10 protein-coding genes and 4 pseudogenes are annotated in these 18,332 nt (G+C 56.2%); 6 read left to right on the top strand and 8 right to left on the bottom strand.

All coding sequences use genetic code 11. The features are described from left to right. Nucleotides 1-3: 3 nt before the first annotated feature. The 7 genes and pseudogenes from panB to thpR form a co-directional block, all read right to left on the bottom strand. Nucleotides 4-798, bottom strand: coding sequence for a 3-methyl-2-oxobutanoate hydroxymethyltransferase (gene panB / locus O3W44_RS09465; RefSeq protein ID WP_269292864.1), 795 nt, complete (start codon nucleotides 796-798; stop codon nucleotides 4-6). 76 nt (nucleotides 799-874) lie between these two features. After that, complete coding sequence (gene folK, locus O3W44_RS09460) at nucleotides 875-1,369, bottom strand: 2-amino-4-hydroxy-6-hydroxymethyldihydropteridine diphosphokinase (RefSeq protein ID WP_269292863.1); 495 nt, start codon at nucleotides 1,367-1,369, stop codon at nucleotides 875-877. Further along, nucleotides 1,366-2,783, bottom strand: a pseudogene (pcnB, locus tag O3W44_RS09455) (polynucleotide adenylyltransferase PcnB). The gene folK and the pseudogene pcnB overlap by 4 nt, the downstream one beginning before the upstream one ends. A gap of 51 nt (nucleotides 2,784-2,834) precedes the next feature. Further along, nucleotides 2,835-3,752, bottom strand: a complete 918-nt coding sequence (gluQRS, locus tag O3W44_RS09450; RefSeq protein WP_442954663.1) for a tRNA glutamyl-Q(34) synthetase GluQRS — start codon at nucleotides 3,750-3,752, stop codon at nucleotides 2,835-2,837. Between the two features lie 73 nt (nucleotides 3,753-3,825). Beyond that, complete coding sequence (gene dksA / locus O3W44_RS09445; protein WP_269292861.1) at nucleotides 3,826-4,281, bottom strand: RNA polymerase-binding protein DksA; 456 nt, start codon at nucleotides 4,279-4,281, stop codon at nucleotides 3,826-3,828. Between the two features lie 247 nt (nucleotides 4,282-4,528). After that, a complete protein-coding gene (gene sfsA / locus O3W44_RS09440; RefSeq protein WP_269292860.1) occupies nucleotides 4,529-5,233 on the bottom strand; it encodes a DNA/RNA nuclease SfsA in 705 nt (234 codons plus the stop codon). 11 nt (nucleotides 5,234-5,244) lie between these two features. Then, entirely contained in the window at nucleotides 5,245-5,772 is a 528-nt protein-coding gene (gene thpR, locus O3W44_RS09435; protein WP_269292859.1) for an RNA 2',3'-cyclic phosphodiesterase, read from the bottom strand. A gap of 74 nt (nucleotides 5,773-5,846) precedes the next feature. Between thpR and hrpB the strand changes: the two genes are divergently transcribed. The 6 genes and pseudogenes from hrpB to fhuB all read left to right on the top strand — a co-directional run bounded on the left by hrpB (nucleotide 5,847) and on the right by fhuB (nucleotide 17,007). Further along, nucleotides 5,847-8,291: an ATP-dependent helicase HrpB gene (gene hrpB, locus O3W44_RS09430; RefSeq protein WP_269292858.1), complete on the top strand. Its 2,445-nt coding sequence runs from the start codon at nucleotides 5,847-5,849 to the stop codon at nucleotides 8,289-8,291. A 98-nt stretch (nucleotides 8,292-8,389) separates the two neighbouring features. Beyond that, nucleotides 8,390-10,911, top strand: a pseudogene (mrcB, locus tag O3W44_RS09425) (bifunctional glycosyl transferase/transpeptidase). Between the two features lie 196 nt (nucleotides 10,912-11,107). Beyond that, nucleotides 11,108-13,305: pseudogene (fhuA, locus tag O3W44_RS09420) on the top strand (ferrichrome porin FhuA). 40 nt (nucleotides 13,306-13,345) lie between these two features. After that, the gene (gene fhuC / locus O3W44_RS09415) at nucleotides 13,346-14,140 is read left to right on the top strand and encodes a Fe3+-hydroxamate ABC transporter ATP-binding protein FhuC (protein WP_269292857.1); all 795 of its coding nucleotides are present in this window, start codon (nucleotides 13,346-13,348) and stop codon (nucleotides 14,138-14,140) included. Between the two features lie 10 nt (nucleotides 14,141-14,150). Continuing rightward, complete coding sequence (gene fhuD, locus O3W44_RS09410) at nucleotides 14,151-15,029, top strand: Fe(3+)-hydroxamate ABC transporter substrate-binding protein FhuD (RefSeq protein WP_269292856.1); 879 nt, start codon at nucleotides 14,151-14,153, stop codon at nucleotides 15,027-15,029. Next, nucleotides 15,029-17,007: pseudogene (gene fhuB, locus O3W44_RS09405) on the top strand (Fe(3+)-hydroxamate ABC transporter permease FhuB). The gene fhuD and the pseudogene fhuB overlap by 1 nt, the downstream one beginning before the upstream one ends. Before the next feature lie 33 nt (nucleotides 17,008-17,040). Here fhuB and hemL read toward each other — a convergent pair. Beyond that, nucleotides 17,041-18,321, bottom strand: a complete 1,281-nt coding sequence (gene hemL / locus O3W44_RS09400) for a glutamate-1-semialdehyde 2,1-aminomutase (protein ID WP_269292855.1) — start codon at nucleotides 18,319-18,321, stop codon at nucleotides 17,041-17,043. Nucleotides 18,322-18,332 lie beyond the last annotated feature (11 nt).

Below are 18,332 nucleotides of genomic sequence, written 5' to 3'. Positions count from 1 at the left end.
GAATTACTGGAAACTGTGTTCGGCAGCCGGATAGTGACCGGCTTCCACTTCGGCGATATAGTGGCGAATCGCCGCGCGAATATCACCCGTTTCAGCAAGGAAGTTTTTAGCAAATTTAGGGATGTGACCGCCGGTAATGCCGAATGCGTCATGCATGACTAAAATCTGACCATCCGTTACGTTGCCCGCGCCAATACCAATGACAGGAATGGTTAACGCTTCAGTAATACGCTGTGCCAGCGACACGGGAACGCACTCCAGCACCATTAACTGCGCGCCAGCTTCTTCCAGGGCCAGGGCATCGGCCAGCAACTGTTCCGCGTCCGCTTCATCACGGCCCTGTACTTTGTAGCCGCCGAAAATATTAACTGACTGTGGTGTTAAACCGAGGTGGCCGCACACCGGAACGGCACGCTGCGCGAGCATGCGAACGGTATCCGCCAGCCAGGCACCCCCTTCAATTTTAACCATATTGGCACCGGCACGCATGAGCTGTGCGGCGTTATCAAAGGTTTGATCTGGCGTGGCGTAACTCATGAAGGGCAGGTCAGCAAGCAGCAGCGATTGCGGCGCACCGCGGCGCACGGCGGCAGTATGATAAGCGATATCACTGACTGTTACCGGCAGGGTGGAATCGTGGCCTTGTACTGTCATGCCAAGTGAGTCGCCAACCAGCAGCACCTGAATGCCTTCATCCGCAAACAGACGTGCAAAGCTGAAGTCGTAAGCGGTCAGGGTAGCGAATTTTTTGCCGTTCGCTTTCCACTGGCGTAAATGGGAAATCGTGGTGGGTTTCATAACGCTCTCAATTCAGGGATTTCTGATGGGCGCAGTTTACTGGATAGCGTTGAGGAGCGGAATGAAAGAAGTGCTATTATGCCGATCGGGTGTGCCAGCGGCGAATCGTGCTGCTGTCCAGCGTGTCCAGAATCGTTTTAAGCAGGCGACCATCCGGTAAACATGCGTCAGGCGCAATCTCACACAGCGGCAGCAGCATAAACGCGCGATTAAGCATATCGTAATGCGGCACAATAAGCCGTTCGGTATTGATGACTGCATTACCAAACAGCATGAGATCAATATCGAGCGTACGAGGCCCCCAGCGTTCCGCTTTGCGCACGCGCCCATGTTCCAGCTCAATACGCTGCGTGTGGTCAAGCAGGCTCTCCGGCGAAAGCGCCGTCTCCAGCGCCACGGCGGCATTGAGATAATCGGGCTGATCCGCCGGGCCGTAAGGGGGCGTGCGATAAAAAGTGGATGTTGCAATACGCTGAGTGTCAGGCAGGGCATCCAGCGCCGCCAATGCTGCATCAACCTGATGCAGCGGATCGGCGAGATTACTGCCTAAAGCCAGATAAACGCGCGTCATGATGCGTTTTGATTGTCGCGACGCGGGGCAGAAGAGCGGCGGCGTGGACGACGCGATCTGTGGCGCGGAGAGGGATCGTCGCCAAGGGTGTTGAGCATCGTTTTCTGCTGGGGCGGCGCAGCCACCGGAATTCACCCCACCATTTGCTCAGGCGCAGCAGTTCGGGATTATTTTCAACGTCGGCACGCAGCGCCAGCAAATCATACGCTGCACGGAATTTTGGATGTTCCATCAGCTTCCAGGCACGTTTACCGTGACGGCGCGACATACGAAGCTGCAACAGCCAGATGTCACGGATCAACGAGGTGATGCGTTTCGGAATCGCCAGGGCGCGACAGGCTTCATCCAGCGTATCGTTCATTGCCATCGCAAAAGCTTCAAAATAGGTCAGGCCACTTTCCTGAGCGATTCGCTCTGCTGCTTCCAGTTGTGGATACCAGAACATGGCGGCGAACAGAAAGGCCGGATTGACGCGCATGTCATTCTGAATGCGGTTATCGGTATTCTTCAGCACCTGCGCCAGCATGCGCTCCATCATACTGTCGGCATTTTCAGTGAAATTGCGGGCAAGCGTTGGAAACAGTGGCTGGAACAGTTGATATTCGCACAGTTTCAGGTAGGTGCTGTAACCGTAGCCGGCCTGTAGCAGCTTGAGTGATTCCTCAAACAGGCGCGCCGGTGGAATATCACGTAACAGTGACGCCAGACGCGGAATCGGCTCGGCGGTTTCCGGTGCAATACGCATATTCAGCTTGGCGGCAAAACGCGCTACGCGCAGCATGCGTACCGGATCTTCGCGGTAGCGTGTTTCCGGATCGCCAATCAGGCGAATGATGCCTTCTTGCAGATCGCGTAATCCCCCTACGTAATCGCGCACGCTGAAATCAGCCACGCTGTAGTAGAGGCTGTTAATGGTGAGATCGCGACGCTGCGCATCATCTTCAATGGTGCCGAAGATGTTATCACGCAGCAGCATACCGCTCTGGGCGCGCTGCGAATTGTTACGGTCGTCGTTGTTCTCTTCAACCTGGTGATGACCACGGAAGGTTGCCACTTCGATCACTTCCGGACCGAACATCACATGGGCCAGGCGGAAGCGACGGCCCACCAGACGGCAGTTGCGGAACAGCTTGCGCATTTGCTCTGGCGTCGCGTTGGTGGTCACGTCGAAGTCCTTCGGCTTTTGCCCCAGCAGCAAATCGCGCACGCCTCCGCCCACCAGATAGGCTTCATAACCGGCTTTGTTCAGGCGATAGAGCACTTTGAGGGCATTTTCGCTAATGTCTTTGCGTGAGATGATGTGGCTTTCACGAGGAATGATGGTCATAAGACTCTCTGGTTCAACCTCTGCTGGTGCCTCCTCGTCATCACGCTTAAGGACTTTCCTGCAAAAATTAGCTACTCGGGTAAAAATGGGACACCTCGACAGTGACATAAAAAGGGTGTTGGTAAAATCAGCGGCTAATCATAGCCTGTTGAGAACCATTTGAGAATGCCGATGTCCAGGCATCCTGTTGCAGGGCGTCGTCCTGGGGATCAAAGCGATATTCCACTGTGACACCGCGTGAGACAGCAGTTTCTCCTGCGTTTCGTCTTGCCAGTTTTCATCAACTGGCTGCCCCAGAAAGCGTAAGGCCTGCACCAGCAGTGGTCGCGCATCGCCTTCTGGCAATGCGGGGGCATGATTTTGCTTCGATAATTTGTTGCCGTCGCGATTGAGCGCCAGCGGCAAATGCAGATAATCGGGTATTGACCAACCGAACTGCTGATAAAGAGCAATTTGCCGCACTGTTGGTTCAATCAAATCTGCACCGCGCACAATTTCGGTTACGCCCTGGAAGTGGTCATCGACCACCACGGCAAGATTGTAAGCGAACAAACCATCGCGGCGATGAATAATGAAGTCTTCCTGCGCCAGGCGTGCATCTGCCTGTAACGTGCCGCGTAAGCGATCGGTAAATGCACAGACCGGATGGTGCTGGCGCAAGCGCAGTGCGGCATTTTCCGGCCCGCGTCCCAAATCACGACAGTGGCCATCATAAAACCCACCGATCTGCTGGATGCGACTGCGCGTGCAGGTACAAAAATAACTCTGGCGATGCTGCTGCAACCAGGCGAGCGAGGCGCGATAAGCCTCATGACGTTGCGACTGCCACACAACCTCACCATCCCAGTGCAATCCATAGTGCTCCAGCTGCTGTAAAATACGTGTGGCGGCACCGGGCACTTCACGCGGCGGGTCAATATCTTCGATGCGTACCAGCCAGCGGCCATTTTGCGCGCGTGCGCTCAGGTAACTGCCGAGAGCCGCAATCAGCGAGCCGAAATGGAGTTCACCAGAGGGAGAAGGGGCGAAGCGCCCAATGCAGGATGAGGTAGACATAAGCATTAAACGTTACCGCGCGACGGAAAAAACCGCTGTTTTCCCGTCGCGTGGCAACAGAGTGGCCGCGGCATTAGCCCGCCATTTGTTTCTCGCGGATTTCTGCTAACGTCTTACAATCGATGCACAGATCGGCTGTCGGACGCGCTTCGAGACGGCGAATGCCGATCTCAACGCCGCAGGAATCACAATAGCCAAAGTCGTCATCTTCAACTTTCTTCAGCGTCTTCTCGATCTTTTTAATCAGCTTACGTTCGCGATCGCGGTTACGCAGTTCCAGGCTGAACTCCTCTTCCTGCGCGGCACGGTCGACCGGGTCAGGGAAGTTAGCAGCTTCATCCTGCATGTGCGATACGGTACGATCGACTTCGTCCCGCAGTTGATTACGCCAGGCTTCCAGAATCTTACGAAAATGGTCTAACTGAGCGTCGTTCATATACTCTTCGCCCGGCTTCTCCTGATAAGGCTCCACCCCGGCGATGGCGAGAATACTCAGGGACGATGTTTTACGGTTTTGCCCTTCTTGCATGTTGTTTCTCCTGGATAACACGCACTATACCCTTCAACTTCCAGACGCAGGGACGTTGCCGTTTGCCTGCTTCCTGACATCTCTCGGGTACATCGATCCCCCAACGGGGAAAAAAACAGGCCGCTATAAATAACAGAAGCAGTCAAGGTTGGCAATTATTCGTGATCGCACCTTGACAAGCCTGTGAGGAACAGCGTATTTGGCATCTTCCTCAGAACAGTCTTAGCACAAAAAATTGCTAAAGATATTACAAGTTTACTGTAACGGGGTTTTTAAGAAACATTCCGGTTACAGATAAGCTCGCCTGATAAGCCAAAACCTCTACGCCATCCCGCTGCGCCTGGACCAGTTGTTCTGCGTAAGCCACGTCGATATGACGTGCCGGGGAGACGTCCTCAATCCCCGAGTGCAGAACTGCAAACAACAAGACGGCTCGATGACCTTCTGCCGCGACTGCACGCAGTTCACGGAGATGTTTCTGCCCTCGAATCGTCACCGCATCCGGAAAGTAGCCTTTTCCCTGATGTAAAAGGGTCACGGATTTCACCTCAATATAGCAGTTGCGTTTGTCCTTCGCTTTGATCAGGAAGTCGATTCGGCTATTTTCGCTGCCGTACTTCACTTCAGCCTGGCAATCATCATAGCCAGACAATTCCGTAATGCGCTGCTGGTCAAGTGCTTCACGCACCAGTTGGTTCGCGCGCAAGGTGTTAACGCAGATCCAGTGCCCTTGTTGAGTCTCGGTTATTTCCCAACTGTGCGGATATTTGCGCGTCAGGCTATCCGAGGTGGAATACCACACCGTATCACCCGGTGTTGCACAGCCGGTCATTGCGCCGGTATTGGCACAATGAAGCGTCAGGGTCTCGCCTTCCGGGGTGATCACATCGGCAAGAAAACGTTTGTAGCGGGTAATTAAACGCGCAGGTTTAAGCGGGGGAGAAAAGTGCATACCTATCCTGATCAGGGCTGCAAAGGCCAACTGGCCAGCGCACGATAGCGCGTGCGGCCTTTGGTGAATGCTGAAGCGTAAAGCGAAAACTGTGTAACACGAAAGCGCCAGTGAAAGGTGCGCGGTGGTAAAGCCACCGGATGAGATGCATGGCGCAGCAAAGTGATATGCGGATGAAAGGGCTGTGCGTTTTGGGCGCAACCGTGCCGTGCCGCCTGCGCACGCAGCAGGCTGGCAAGCTGCAACAGGCCACGGGGAGGACGCTGACAGCCGAGCCAAACCACCCCGGGGCGGGGCCAGTGTCCGGCATCGTCTAAATCCAAATCAAAGCCAGGCTGGACAATGCGTGAAGCCAGCGTCTGTAAACGCTGTGACGTTTCGGCAGACACCTCGCCCAGAAACGCCAGCGTTAAGTGCAGGTTCGCCGCAACCACCGGGCGTCCAGCCTCTTCAGCAAAATGTTCCGCTCGCCAGCGTACCAGTTGTTGTTGCAGCTCATCGGGCAAGCTAATGGCAAAGAATAAGCGTTGTGTTGCCATGGCGGTCTCCGGCAATCCTCACAGATGAATGCTACAATGCGCGCCATCTTAGCACAGGCAGAAGTGGAGTTTATGTGAGTGATTTACCCGTCAGCGCAGTGCTGCCTGATCTTCTGGCGGCGCTGGAAAGCGCGTCGCAAATCCTGCTGGCCGCACCCACCGGCGCAGGTAAATCGACCTGGCTGCCGCTACAGTTGTTGCATCATGCGGCGCTGCCGGGTCGCATTATCATGCTGGAACCGCGACGGCTGGCGGCGCGCAATGTCGCGCAGCGTTTAGCAGAACAGCTCGGTCAGCAGCCGGGCGAGACCGTTGGCTACCGCATGCGCGGCGAAACGTGCGTGGGAAAAGAGACCCGGCTTGTCGTCGTCACCGAAGGCATTCTCACTCGCATGTTGCAGCAGGACCCGATGCTGGATGGCATCTCTCTGGTGATTCTCGATGAGTTTCACGAGCGCAGTTTACAGGCGGATTTAGCACTGTCGCTGTTACTTGATGTGCAGCAAGGGCTGCGTGAAGATCTTAAAATCATGTTGATGTCGGCAACGCTTGATAATGACCGACTCATAGCGTTACTGCCGGATGCGCCGCTGATCGTTTCTGAAGGCCGCAGCTTTCCGGTTGAGCGCCGTTACGCTTCACTTAATGCTAACTGTCGATTCGATGAAGCGGTTGCGCGTGAAGTGGCACAACTGCTGCGCGAGGAAAGCGGTTCGTTGCTGCTGTTTTTACCGGGCGTAGCGGAGATTGAGCGGGTAAAACGTGAACTGGAATCCCGCGTGACTGATGATATCGATCTCTGCCCTTTATATGGTGCGTTACCGCTGGCGTCACAGCGTCGCGCGATTCTTCCTGCGCCTGACGGGCGTCGCAAGGTGGTGCTTGCCACTAACATCGCTGAAACCAGCCTGACCATCGAAGGCATCCGACTGGTGGTTGACAGTGCGCTGGAGCGCAGTGCGCAGTTCGATGCCCGTAGCGGCGTGACACGCCTGCAAACGCAACGCATCAGCCAGGCATCAATGACGCAGCGCGCCGGGCGTGCCGGGCGTTTAATGCCGGGTATTTGCTTGCATCTTATTGCACAGGAACAAGCGTTGCGCGCAACAGTGCAGGGCGAAGCGGAGATTCTGCATACAGATTTGTCATCGCTGTGGCTTGAACTGCTGCAATGGGGCTGCACCCAGCCGGAACAGTTAACCTGGCTCGATCTCCCGCCAGCAAAACACCTGCGCGCTGCACAGCAGCAGTTAACCCGTCTCGGCGCGCTTGATGAAAACGGTTTGCTTAATGCTCAGGGCCGCCGCATGGCGCAGCTGGGCAGCGATCCACGCTTAAGCGCCATGCTTTACGCCGCCGGAGAGGATGCGGATGCTGTAGCCAGCGCGGCGCTGCTGGTGGCGATCCTTGAAGAGCCACCGCGCAATGGCAGTGCCGATTTGCGTGATGCGCTGCACCGACCACAGCCTCACTGGCAGCGGCGGGCGCAGCAGTGGCAAAAACGACTGAATGTCAGCGGTGGGCGCGTCGATGACGATCGTTTCGCGGCCTTGCTGGCTACAGGCTTTGGCGATCGGTTAGCGCGCCGTCGCGATCACAGCGGGCGTTATCAATTAGCCAATGGCCTGGGCGCGAAGCTGGATGAGCAGGATGCACTGACGCGCCATGAATGGCTGATTGCCCCGACGCTGTTACAAGGTAGCGCCGCACCTGATGCCCGTATATTGCTGGCGCTACCGGTTGATATCGGCGCGTTATGCCAGCGGCAACCGTCGCTGATTGAGCAGCGCACCGATGTTGAATGGGATGACGAGAAGGGCACCTTACGTGCGTTTAAGCGCGAGCAGATTGGTGCGCTGGTGCTCAAAACCCAGCCGCTGGCACGTCCAGAGCCTGATGTACTCCACCCGGCAATGCTGCGCTGGATTGGCGAAAAGGGATTATCGGTCCTGGGCTGGACAGAAGAGGCTGAGCAACTGCGTGTGCGTCTACAATGCGCAGCACAATGGCTGCCGGAAGAAAACTGGCCAGCCGTGGATGACGTTGCGCTGCTGGAGACGCTGGATCGCTGGCTGCTGCCTCAAATGGGGGCGGTGCGCGATCTGAAAAGTTTGCAGTCAGTGAACCTCGTTAGCGCGCTATTACATTTGCTCACATGGTCACAACGCCAGCGGCTGGATAGTGTACTGCCAACTCATTACACTGTGCCAACCGGCAGTCGGCTTGCCATTCGTTATCATCTGGATAAACCCCCGACACTGGCGGTGCGGATTCAGGAAATGTTTGGTGAAGCGACCAATCCCGCGGTTGCAGAAGGGCGAATACCGCTGGTTTTAGAGCTGTTATCACCGGCGCAGCGCCCCCTTCAGATTACGCGCGATCTCGCGGCGTTCTGGCGCGGTGCGTATCCGGAGGTACAGAAAGAGATGAAAGGGCGCTATCCCAAACATCCCTGGCCTGATGATCCGACAACGGCTTTGCCGACAAGGCGCACAAAAAAATATTCCCCGCAGGGTTGAGGTCACTGGATCGAATTCAGAGGGTTCTGCCATGCGGGATGCGATAAAGCAGTTAGAGTAACGGCGCAGCCGTAAGCTATGCCTGGAGAATGAAACCAATGTCTGGGAACGATCGCGAACCTATTGGGCGCAAAGGAAAACAATTGCCGCCGCGCACCCGCGCGAGTCGGGGTCGCCGCAGGGATATCGATGATGATATCCCCAGTGAATTAAGTGATGATTACGAGGAGAAGGCGTCCGTGCCACGTAAAGGAAAAAGCGGAAAACCGCGCGGCAAACGCCGTTGGCTGGGATGGTTAATCAAACTGTTCCTGGTGTTTGTTGTGGTAATGGCCGCATGGGGAGTCTACCTCGATTCTGAAATCCGTAGCCGTATTGACGGTAAAGTGTGGCAACTGCCTGCTGCCGTATATGGCCGCATGGTTAGCCTTGAACCGGGGATGGCCTATAACAAGAGCGAAATGGTGGCGCTGCTGGAAGGCACCCAATATCGCGAAGTATCCCGCATTACCCGTCCGGGCGAGTTTTCTGTTAAAGGGAATACCATCGATCTGCTGCGCCGTCCGTTTGACTTTCCGGACAGCAAAGAGGGCCAGATCCATGCGCGTATGACCTTTAGCAAAGATGAGCTGAGCGAGATTAAGAACCTCGATACTGGTCGTGATTTTGGCTTCTTCCGTCTCGATCCGCGCCTCATTACCATGTTGCAGTCACCGAACGGTGAACAACGTCTGTTTGTGCCGCGCGCGGGTTTCCCGATCTGCTGGTTGATACGCTGATTGCTACCGAAGATCGTCATTTCTACGAGCATGACGGCATCAGCCCTTACTCGATTGGGCGTGCCTTCCTTGCCAACATCACTGCCGGGCGTGCGGTGCAGGGCGGCAGTACGCTGACCCAACAGTTGGTGAAAAACCTGTTCCTGACCAATGAACGCTCGCTGTGGCGTAAAGCGCGTGAAGCCTATATGGCAGTGATCATGGACGCACGCTACAGCAAAGATCGTATCCTTGAGCTTTATTTGAACGAAGTGTATCTCGGCCAGGCGGGCAACGATCAGATTCGCGGCTTCCCGCTGGCCAGTTTGTACTATTTTGGCCGGCCGGTGGATGAGCTGAGCCTTGACCAGCAGGCAATGCTGGTTGGCATGGTAAAAGGTGCATCGCTCTACAATCCGTGGCGCAATCCAACGCTGGCGCTGGAGCGTCGTAATCTGGTGCTGCGTCTGTTGCAGCAGCAGAAAGTGATCGACCAGGAGCTTTACGACATGCTGTCGGCGCGTCCGCTCGGCGTGCAGCCGAAAGGTGGCGTCATTACACCGCAGCCTGCCTTTATGCAACTGGTACGTAACGAGCTGCAAGCCAAACTGGGTGATAAAGTTAAAGATCTCTCCGGCGTGAAGATCTTTACGACCCTCGATCCGGTTTCGCAGGATGCAGCGGAAAAAGCGGTGATTGACGGTATTCCTGTGCTGAAAAAACAGCGCGGATTAAAAGATCTGGAAACCGCGATGGTAGTGGTTGACCGCTTCAGCGGCGAAGTACGCGCCATGGTGGGCGGTGCCGATCCGCAGTATGCCGGTTACAACCGTGCTCTGCAGGCGCGTCGCTCCATCGGTTCACTGGCTAAACCGGCCACCTATCTGACTGCGCTCAGCCAGCCAAATACTTATCGTCTGAACAGCTGGATTGCCGATGAGCCAATCGCGCTGAAACAGCCGAACGGATCGGTATGGAAACCGCTAAACGACGATCGCCGTTTCAGTGGCAAAGTGATGCTGGTGGATGCGCTGACCAACTCCATGAACGTACCGACGGTTAACCTGGGCATGACGCTGGGGCTGGATTCAGTTGTCGATACCTGGAATAAACTTGGTGTGCCGAAAGATCAGCTGCATCCGGTGCCGGCGATGCTGCTGGGGGCGCTTAACCTGACGCCGGTAGAAGTGGCGCAGGCTTTCCAGTCTATCGCCAGCGGCGGTAACCGTGCGCCGCTGTCAGCGGTACGTTCAGTGATTGCGGAAGATGGCACTGTGCTTTATCAGAGCTTCCCACAGGCGCAGCGCGTTGAACCGGCGCAGGCGGCTTATCTGACGCTCTATACCATGCAGCAAGTGGCCGATCACGGCACCGCACGAGCACTGGGGGCGCGTTTCCCAAATGCGCATCTGGCTGGTAAAACCGGGACGACCAACGATCTGATCGACAGCTGGTTCGCCGGTATTGATGGCAAAGAGGTGGCGATTACCTGGGTTGGCCGTGATAACAACCAGCCAACCAGGCTGTATGGTGCCAGTGGCGCAATGCAGCTCTATCGCCGCTATCTCGATAATCAGGCCCCGATGCCGCTGCAGCTGACGCCGCCAGAAGATGTGTCGATGATGAATATCGATTCAGCGGGTAACTTTGTCTGTGGCACCGGCAGCAGCACCTGGCGTTCACTGCCCGTGTGGGCGTTGGATCCTGATTCGCTTTGTCAGCAGCAAATGCAGCAACAGCAAATGCAGCAACAGCAGATGCAGCAGGAACAGCAGCAACAACAACAGCAGCAGCAACAGCCGCAGCAGCAAGAGAGCGACGGCGTGGCTGGCTGGATAAAAGATATGTTTGGCAGTAAATAACGCATTAATGCGTAAAAGGGGCGCTCAGGCGCCCTTTTTTGTGCCTGATCAATGCAGGTTAATCGCGCCGCAAACGGCGTCACATCAGGGATTTGTACTTGCAGTCATTACTGCGTTTCGCATATTATCCGACCGTTATAATAATCATTATCGTTTCGATTCGCCTGCCCAAAATTCATCTATTAGAGAGACTTTTATGAATGTGCGAACGACTTTTCCTTGTTATAAAAACGGCGTTGCTCCGCGCCGACCTTTGAGCATCTTAATTGCGCTCTCTCTCAGCACCCTGAGTGCGGGTGCCTTTGCCGAAGAGACGTTAGTCGTTTCGGCTGAGGGCGGCGGGGTTGAGCAGGAGAGTTCATGGGGACCGGCACCGACAGTGGCAGCCAAACGCAGCGCCACCGGCACCAAGACCGATACGCCGATCGAAAAAAATCCGCAGTCTGTTTCCGTGGTAACGCGGGAAGAGATGGATATGCGCAATGTCACCAGCGTCAAAGGGGCGTTCAACTATACGCCTGGCGTGTTAACCGGAAACCGTGGCAGCTCCAGTGTGATCGATGCGTTGTCGATTCGCGGTTTCAGCGAAACCAACACTAACCAGTATCTCGACGGTCTGAAACTGCAAGGCGACAACTATTCAGAATTCGCCATCGATCCCTATTTCCTTGAGCGCGCCGAACTGCTGCGTGGGCCGGTATCCGTGTTGTACGGCAAAAGTAACCCTGGGGTGTCGTTTCACTGGTGAGTAAACGCCCGACGCAGGAAACGCTGCGCGAAGTGCAATTCCAGATGGGTAACGATAACCTGTTTTCAACGGGCTTCGATTTTGGTGGGTCGCTGGATGATGATGGCGTGTACAGCTATCGCCTGACCGGACTGGCGCGCAGCCAGGATGCGCAGCAAGAGATGAACAAAGAGAAGCGTTACACCGTTGCGCCGTCGTTTAGCTGGCGTCCGAATGAAAACACCCGCTTCGATTTACTGACCTATTTCCAGAACGAACCTGAAACCGGTTATTACGGCTGGCTGCCGCGTCAGGGCACCGTTGTGCCGATCATTCGCGCTGACGGCAGCGAGTACAAACTGCCAACCAACTTTGATGAAGGCGAAGAGAGCAACAAGATTTCGCGACAGACCAAAATGGTTGGCTACAACTTCGAACACAGCTTTAACGACACCTGGACGGTACGGCAAAATCTGCGCTACGCCGATCTGCGTACCGACTATCGCAGTATTTACGGCAATGGTTATCTGCCAGCCACGCAAGAGATCACGCGCGGCTCGGCAACGTCTAAAGAAACGCTGAACCAGTTCGCTGTTGATACCCAGGCGCAGGCGAAATTTGCAACCGGTCAGCTCGATCACACGCTGCTGCTCGGCGTGGATTATCAGCGTACACGCAATGATATTGATGCCGCTTTTGGTTCTGCTGCACCGATCAGTGCGGTCAATCCACAATATGGCAACGATACGCTGAACGGCACGCCATTCCCCTATCAGTATCTGAATAAGCAGGAGCAAACTGGTCTGTATGCACAGGATCAGATGGAATGGGATCGCTGGGTAATGACGTTGGGCGGTCGCTACGACTATGCCATGACCTCGGCGCTTAATCGCAACGGCAATGCCGAAGTGAAAAACCACGATCAGGCGTTTACCTGGCGCGGCGGTTTGAACTATGTATTTGATAACGGGGTCGCGCCTTATTTCAGCTACAGCGAATCTTTTATTCCCAATAGCGGCACCACCTCTGGCGGGCAGCCTTTTGATCCGTCGCGCGCGAAGCAGTATGAAGCGGGGGTGAAATATGTGCCGAAAGATCGCCCGATAGTCGTAACCGCAGCGGTTTACCAGTTGACCAAAAACAAGAACCTGACGGCTGAACCTGGCAACGTCAACTTCAGCATCCAGAGCGGGGAAATCCGTTCGCGTGGCGTGGAGCTGGAAGCCAAAGCGGCGCTGAATGCCAATATCAATCTGACAGCTTCATACACATACACCGACGCGAAATATACCGAAGATACCTTGCTGAAAGACAAAACGCCGGTACAGGTACCGAAACATATGGCCTCGCTGTGGAGTGACTACACCTTCCATGAAACGGCGCTGAGCGGCGTGACCATTGGGGCGGGTGTGCGCTATGTCGGTGAGAGTAAGAGCCTTTATAGCACGGGCGATAACGTTAATCAGAACTTCGATGTTGCAGGCTACACCACGGTAGATGCTGCACTGAAGTATGATTTAGGCCGCTTCGGTTTACCGGGTTCGTCAGTCGGGGTTAACGTCAATAACCTGTTTGATCGTGAATATGTCGCGAGCTGTTATCGCGATTACGCGTGTTACTGGGGCGCGGAGCGCCAGATTGTCGGTACCGCGACCTTCAGGTTTTGATTCATCCGGGCGCTGCGGCGCCCGTTTTACAGGGACTCTCATGCAGCATCCGCACGCCGAAGAAGCCACTTTTACGCTGCAACATGTCAGCTTTCGTGTGCCTGGGCGCACGCTCCTTCATCCGCTCTCGCTGACTTTTCCGCCAGGCAAGGTCACCGCATTGATTGGCCATAACGGTTCGGGAAAATCCACGCTGCTGAAAATGCTGGGACGCCATCACGCAGCCAGCGAGGGCAAAGTTTTACTGAATAACCAGCCGGTGGAGCACTGGAACAGCAAAGCCTTTGCGCGCCAGGTGGCTTATCTGCCGCAACAGTTACCCGCCGCAGAAGGGATGACGGTACGCGAACTGGTGGCGATTGGCCGCTATCCGTGGCACGGGGCACTGGGCCGGTTCGGCCAGGACGATCGCAATCGCGTCGACGAAGCCATTACGCTGGTTGGCCTGAAACCCTTTGCGGGCCGCCTGGTGGACAGCCTGTCCGGCGGCGAGCGGCAGCGCGCCTGGTTAGCCATGCTGGTGGCGCAAAACAGTCGCTGTTTGTTGCTGGATGAACCGACCTCGGCGCTGGACATCGCCCATCAGGTGGAGGTCCTGGCGTTGATTCAACAACTGAGCCGTGAGCGCGGCCTGACCGTCATTGCGGTACTGCATGATATCAATATGGCTGCGCGCTATTGCGATCATCTGGTGGCACTGCGGGATGGCTCAATGATCGCCGAAGGCGGCCCGGCAGCCATTATGCAAGCCGATGTGCTGGCAGAGATTTATGGTATTCCAATGGGCATTTTGCCTCATCCGCAGGGCGGTGCGCCGGTGAGTTTTGTTTACTAAGGATGGGCTGATGCCAGATCTGATTCGCCGTCGCCTGATGATGGCACTGGCGCTGTCGCCACTGTTGCCCCATTTTCCGTTACGCGCCGCACCACTTGATGTGCAGCGTATTATCGCACTGGAATGGTTACCCACCGAGCTGTTACTGGCGCTGGGGATCACGCCGTTTGGCGTGGCGGATATGCACAATTACACCATCTGGGTCGGCGATCCGCCGCTGCCTGCGGGCGTGGTGGATGTGGGATTGCGCACCGAACCTAATCTGGAATTGATGACCCAGATGCAGCCGTCATTAATCCTCTGTTCTAACGGTTATGGGCCGTCGCAAGAGAAGCTGGCGCAGATTGCACCGATCATGGGCTTTGACCTCAATAGCGGCGACGGTAAACCTTTTACCACAGCGCGTAGATCGCTGCGGGCGTTGGGCAAACGGCTGGGTCTCGAAGCGCAGGCTGAACAGCATTTGCGCTTTGTTGACAGCCAGATCGACGCTGCCCGTCAACGGCTGGCACCGTTTGCAAACCGTCCGGTTCTGTTAATGTCGCTACTCGACAGCCGCCATGCGATTACTTTCGGCAAAAACAGCCTGTTTCTTGAAGTGATGACGCTGCTCGGCCTGAAAAATGCCTGGCAAGGTGAAACCAACTTCTGGGGCAGTGCGGTTGTGGGTATTGAACGGCTGGCTGCGCTGAATGATGTCGAGGTGATCTGCTTCGATCATGACAATGAGGCAGATATGCAGCAGGTGATGCGCAGTGCCCTGTGGCAGTCGCTGCCGTTTATCCGTGCGGGCCGTTTTCAGCGTGTTCCGGCAGTCTGGTATTACGGCGCGACGCTGTCGGCGCTGCATTTTGTTCGCGTGCTGGAACGCGCCCTGGAGTCGCACTGATGCGCCATCGTCTCTTTCCCGTTGCGCTGTTAAGCGTGCTGTTTCTGTCAGCCCTGGCACTGACGTTGATCAATTTGCGTCAGGCATTGCCAGTGGCGCAATGGCCACAGGCGCTGTGGTCGCCGGATGTGAACAATGTTCAACAGATGGTGTTTCACCACAGCCTGCTGTCGCGGTTGGTTCTGGCGCTGCTGGTGGGTGCCGGTTTGGGGTTAGCGGGTTTGCTGTTTCAGCAGGTGCTGCGTAATCCGCTGGCGGAGCCGACAACCCTGGGTGTCTCATCGGGCGCGCAGCTCGGTATCACGGTCGCCACGCTGTGGGATCTGCCGGGTGGGATCGTGACGCAGCAGTTTGCCGCATTAGGCGGCGCGCTGCTGGTGGGCGCGATTGTTTTTGGTGTCGCCTGGGGCAAACGGCTTTCCCCGGTTACGCTCATCCTCGCCGGGCTGGTGCTGAGTCTTTACAGCGGTGCGGTCAATCAAATCTTCGCCATTTTCAATCACGATCAGCTGCAGAATATGTTTTTGTGGAGTACCGGTGCGCTGAATCAAATGGGCTGGGAAAATGTCAGCCAGCTCTGGCCGCGCCTGTTGCTGGCCTTTGTGCTGGCGCTGGCGCTGTTGCGTCCATTGACGTTAATGGGGCTGGACGACGGCGTGGCAAAGAACCTTGGGCTGGCACTTTCAGTGGCTCGCCTGGGCGGCCTGGGATTAGCGATCCTGCTCAGCGCGCAGTTAGTCAACGTGGCCGGGATCATCGGTTTTATCGGGCTGTTTGCGCCGCTGCTGGCAAAATTGCTGGGTGGGCGTCTGCTACTCAGCCGCATGTTACTCGCGCCGCTGATTGGTGCGCTGTTGCTGTGGCTGGCAGATGCCTGCGTGCTGTGGCTGACCGCGCACTGGCGTGAAGTCTCCACCGGTACGGCAACGGCGCTGCTTGGCGTACCCATTCTGCTGTGGCTGCTGCCGCGTCTGCGTACCGGATCGGTGCCGCCTGCGCTTAATCAGGGCGATAACGTGCCTGCTGAACGCCAGGGCATTTTGCGCTGGAGTGTCATTGGGCTGGGCATACTGGCGCTGTTAGCGTGGCTGGGTTTGGCATGGGGTCGTGATGCTCATGGCTGGATCTGGGCCAGCGGTGAGATGTTGCAACAGCTGATGCCATGGCGTGCGCCACGTCTGCTGGCGGCGCTGGCGGTCGGCTTAATGCTTGGCGTCGCGGGCACGCTGATACAACGTTTAACCGGTAATCCCATGGCCAGCCCGGAAGTGCTGGGCATCAGTTCGGGCGCTGCCTTCGGCGTCGTTATTATGCTTTTTTCGTGCCGGGTGACGCCCTGGCATTTTTACTGCCTGCGGGGGCGCTGGGCGCGGCGCTGACTCTGTTGATTATCATGCTGGTAGCCAGCCGGGGCGGCTTTTCGCCGGAACGCATGCTGCTGGCGGGCATGGCACTGAACAGCGCCTTCGTTACCTTACTGATGCTACTGCTGGCAAGTGGCGATCCGCGCATGGGCGGTTTGCTGAGCTGGATTTCCGGTTCAACCTACAACATCAGTGGTACGCAGGCTCTTCAGAGTGCGGTTTGTGCTGTGGTTCTGGTCGCGCTGGCACCGCTCGCCAGCCGCTGGTTAACTTTATTACCACTGGGCAGCGCCACGGCACGTTCAGCGGGTATGGCGCTCACCGCGTCACGCCTTAGCCTGCTGCTGCTGGCGGCAGCATTGACCGCCACGGCAACCTTAACTATCGGCCCGCTGAGCTTTGTTGGTCTCATGGCACCGCATATTGCGCGTATGCTGGGCTTTCGTCGGGCGTTACCGCAGGTGTTGATGTCAGGCTTACTGGGGGCGGGTTTGATGGCGTTTGCGGACTGGTGTGGCCGTATGCTGGCATTCCCGGATCAAATACCGGCGGGATTAATGGCGACGTTTATTGGCGCACCGTATTTTATCTGGCTGCTGAGGCGATCGCGCTAATGAGCAGGACCGGCAGAGGCCGGTCCTTTTTGATTACAGCTTAACGAAGCAGCGACGTGCAGCGTCAATGGTGCGCTGAATATCCTCGGCGCTGTGCGCCAGTGACATAAAGCCTGCTTCAAACGCAGACGGGGCAAGGTAGACACCTTCTTCCAGCATCAAATGGAAGAATTTTTTGAAGCGTTCAACATCACAACGACAAACATCAGCATAACAGGTCACGCTTTCCGCATCAGTGAAGAACAGACCAAACATACCGCCAACGTGGTTAACCACCAGCGGGATATTTTCCTGCTGTGCCGCATGCAGCAAGCCTTCAGCCAGTTGCGTGGTGAGCTCAGTCAGCGTTTGATGCGTGCCCGGCTGAGCAATTTGACTCAAACAAGCGTAACCGGCTGCCATAGCAATGGGGTTGCCAGACAGGGTTCCCGCCTGGTAAACCGGGCCGGTTGGCGCTAACGCTGCCATCACATCGCGGCGACCACCGAACGCGCCGACAGGCATTCCGCCGCCAATAATTTTGCCAAGGCAGGTAAGATCGGGTTTCACGTTGTAATAAGCCTGAGCACCGCCCAGCGCAACGCGGAAGCCGGTCATCACCTCATCAATAATCAGCAAGGCACCGAATTCATCACACAACGCACGTAAGCCTGGCAGGAAGCCTGGCTGCGGCGGAATGCAGTTCATGTTGCCCGCAACCGGCTCAACAATGATACAGGCGATATCGTGCGGATAGAGCTCAAAGGCCGCACGCACGGAATCGAGATCGTTATAGGTACAGGTCAGTGTGTGTTTAGCAAAGTCAGCGGGTACGCCAGGTGAATTAGGTTGTCCCAGCGTCAATGCACCAGAACCGGCTTTAACCAGCAAGTGATCGGCATGGCCGTGATAGCAGCCTTCGAATTTGATCAGCTTATCGCGACCCGTGAAGCCACGCGCGAGACGAATCGCGCTCATGGTCGCTTCGGTGCCAGAGTTCACCATGCGCACCATTTCCATACTCGGCACCAGTTCACACACCAGCTGCGCCATGGTGACTTCCATTTCCGTGGGGGCACCAAAACTCAGGCCGCGCTGGGCAGCTTCAATGACGGCGTTACGGATTTCAGCGTTGTTGTGGCCTAAAACCATCGGCCCCCATGAACCCACATAGTCGATATAAGCTTTGCCATCGGCATCGTAAAGAGAGGCACCATCAGCGTGCTCAATGAATAGCGGTGCGCCGCCCACACCGGTAAAAGCACGTACCGGGGAGTTTACGCCGCCAGGGATCAGGCGTTGCGCCTCGGCGAACAGTTTTTCGGACTTACTCATTTTCGGCTCCA

Source organism: Pantoea sp. LMR881 (assembly GCF_027157825.1).
Taxonomy (GTDB): domain Bacteria; phylum Pseudomonadota; class Gammaproteobacteria; order Enterobacterales; family Enterobacteriaceae; genus Pantoea; species Pantoea haifensis.
The sequence above is the reverse complement of the archived record's forward strand: the minus strand, read 5'-3'. Positions and strand labels throughout refer to the sequence as shown.

Bases quoted from the DNA above. Each gene is read 5' to 3' on its own strand.
- hemL (WP_269292855.1), bottom strand. From the start codon at position 18,321: ATGAGTAAGTCCGAAAAACTGTTCGCCGAGGCGCAACGCCTGATCCCT.
- fhuC (WP_269292857.1), top strand. From the start codon at position 13,346: ATGCAGCATCCGCACGCCGAAGAAGCCACTTTTACGCTGCAACATGTC.
- gluQRS (WP_442954663.1), bottom strand. From the start codon at position 3,752: ATGTCTACCTCATCCTGCATTGGGCGCTTCGCCCCTTCTCCCTCTGGT.
- panB (WP_269292864.1), bottom strand. From the start codon at position 798: ATGAAACCCACCACGATTTCCCATTTACGCCAGTGGAAAGCGAACGGC.
- thpR (WP_269292859.1), bottom strand. From the start codon at position 5,772: ATGGCAACACAACGCTTATTCTTTGCCATTAGCTTGCCCGATGAGCTG.
- dksA (WP_269292861.1), bottom strand. From the start codon at position 4,281: ATGCAAGAAGGGCAAAACCGTAAAACATCGTCCCTGAGTATTCTCGCC.
- sfsA (WP_269292860.1), bottom strand. From the start codon at position 5,233: ATGCACTTTTCTCCCCCGCTTAAACCTGCGCGTTTAATTACCCGCTAC.
- fhuD (WP_269292856.1), top strand. From the start codon at position 14,151: ATGCCAGATCTGATTCGCCGTCGCCTGATGATGGCACTGGCGCTGTCG.
- folK (WP_269292863.1), bottom strand. From the start codon at position 1,369: ATGACGCGCGTTTATCTGGCTTTAGGCAGTAATCTCGCCGATCCGCTG.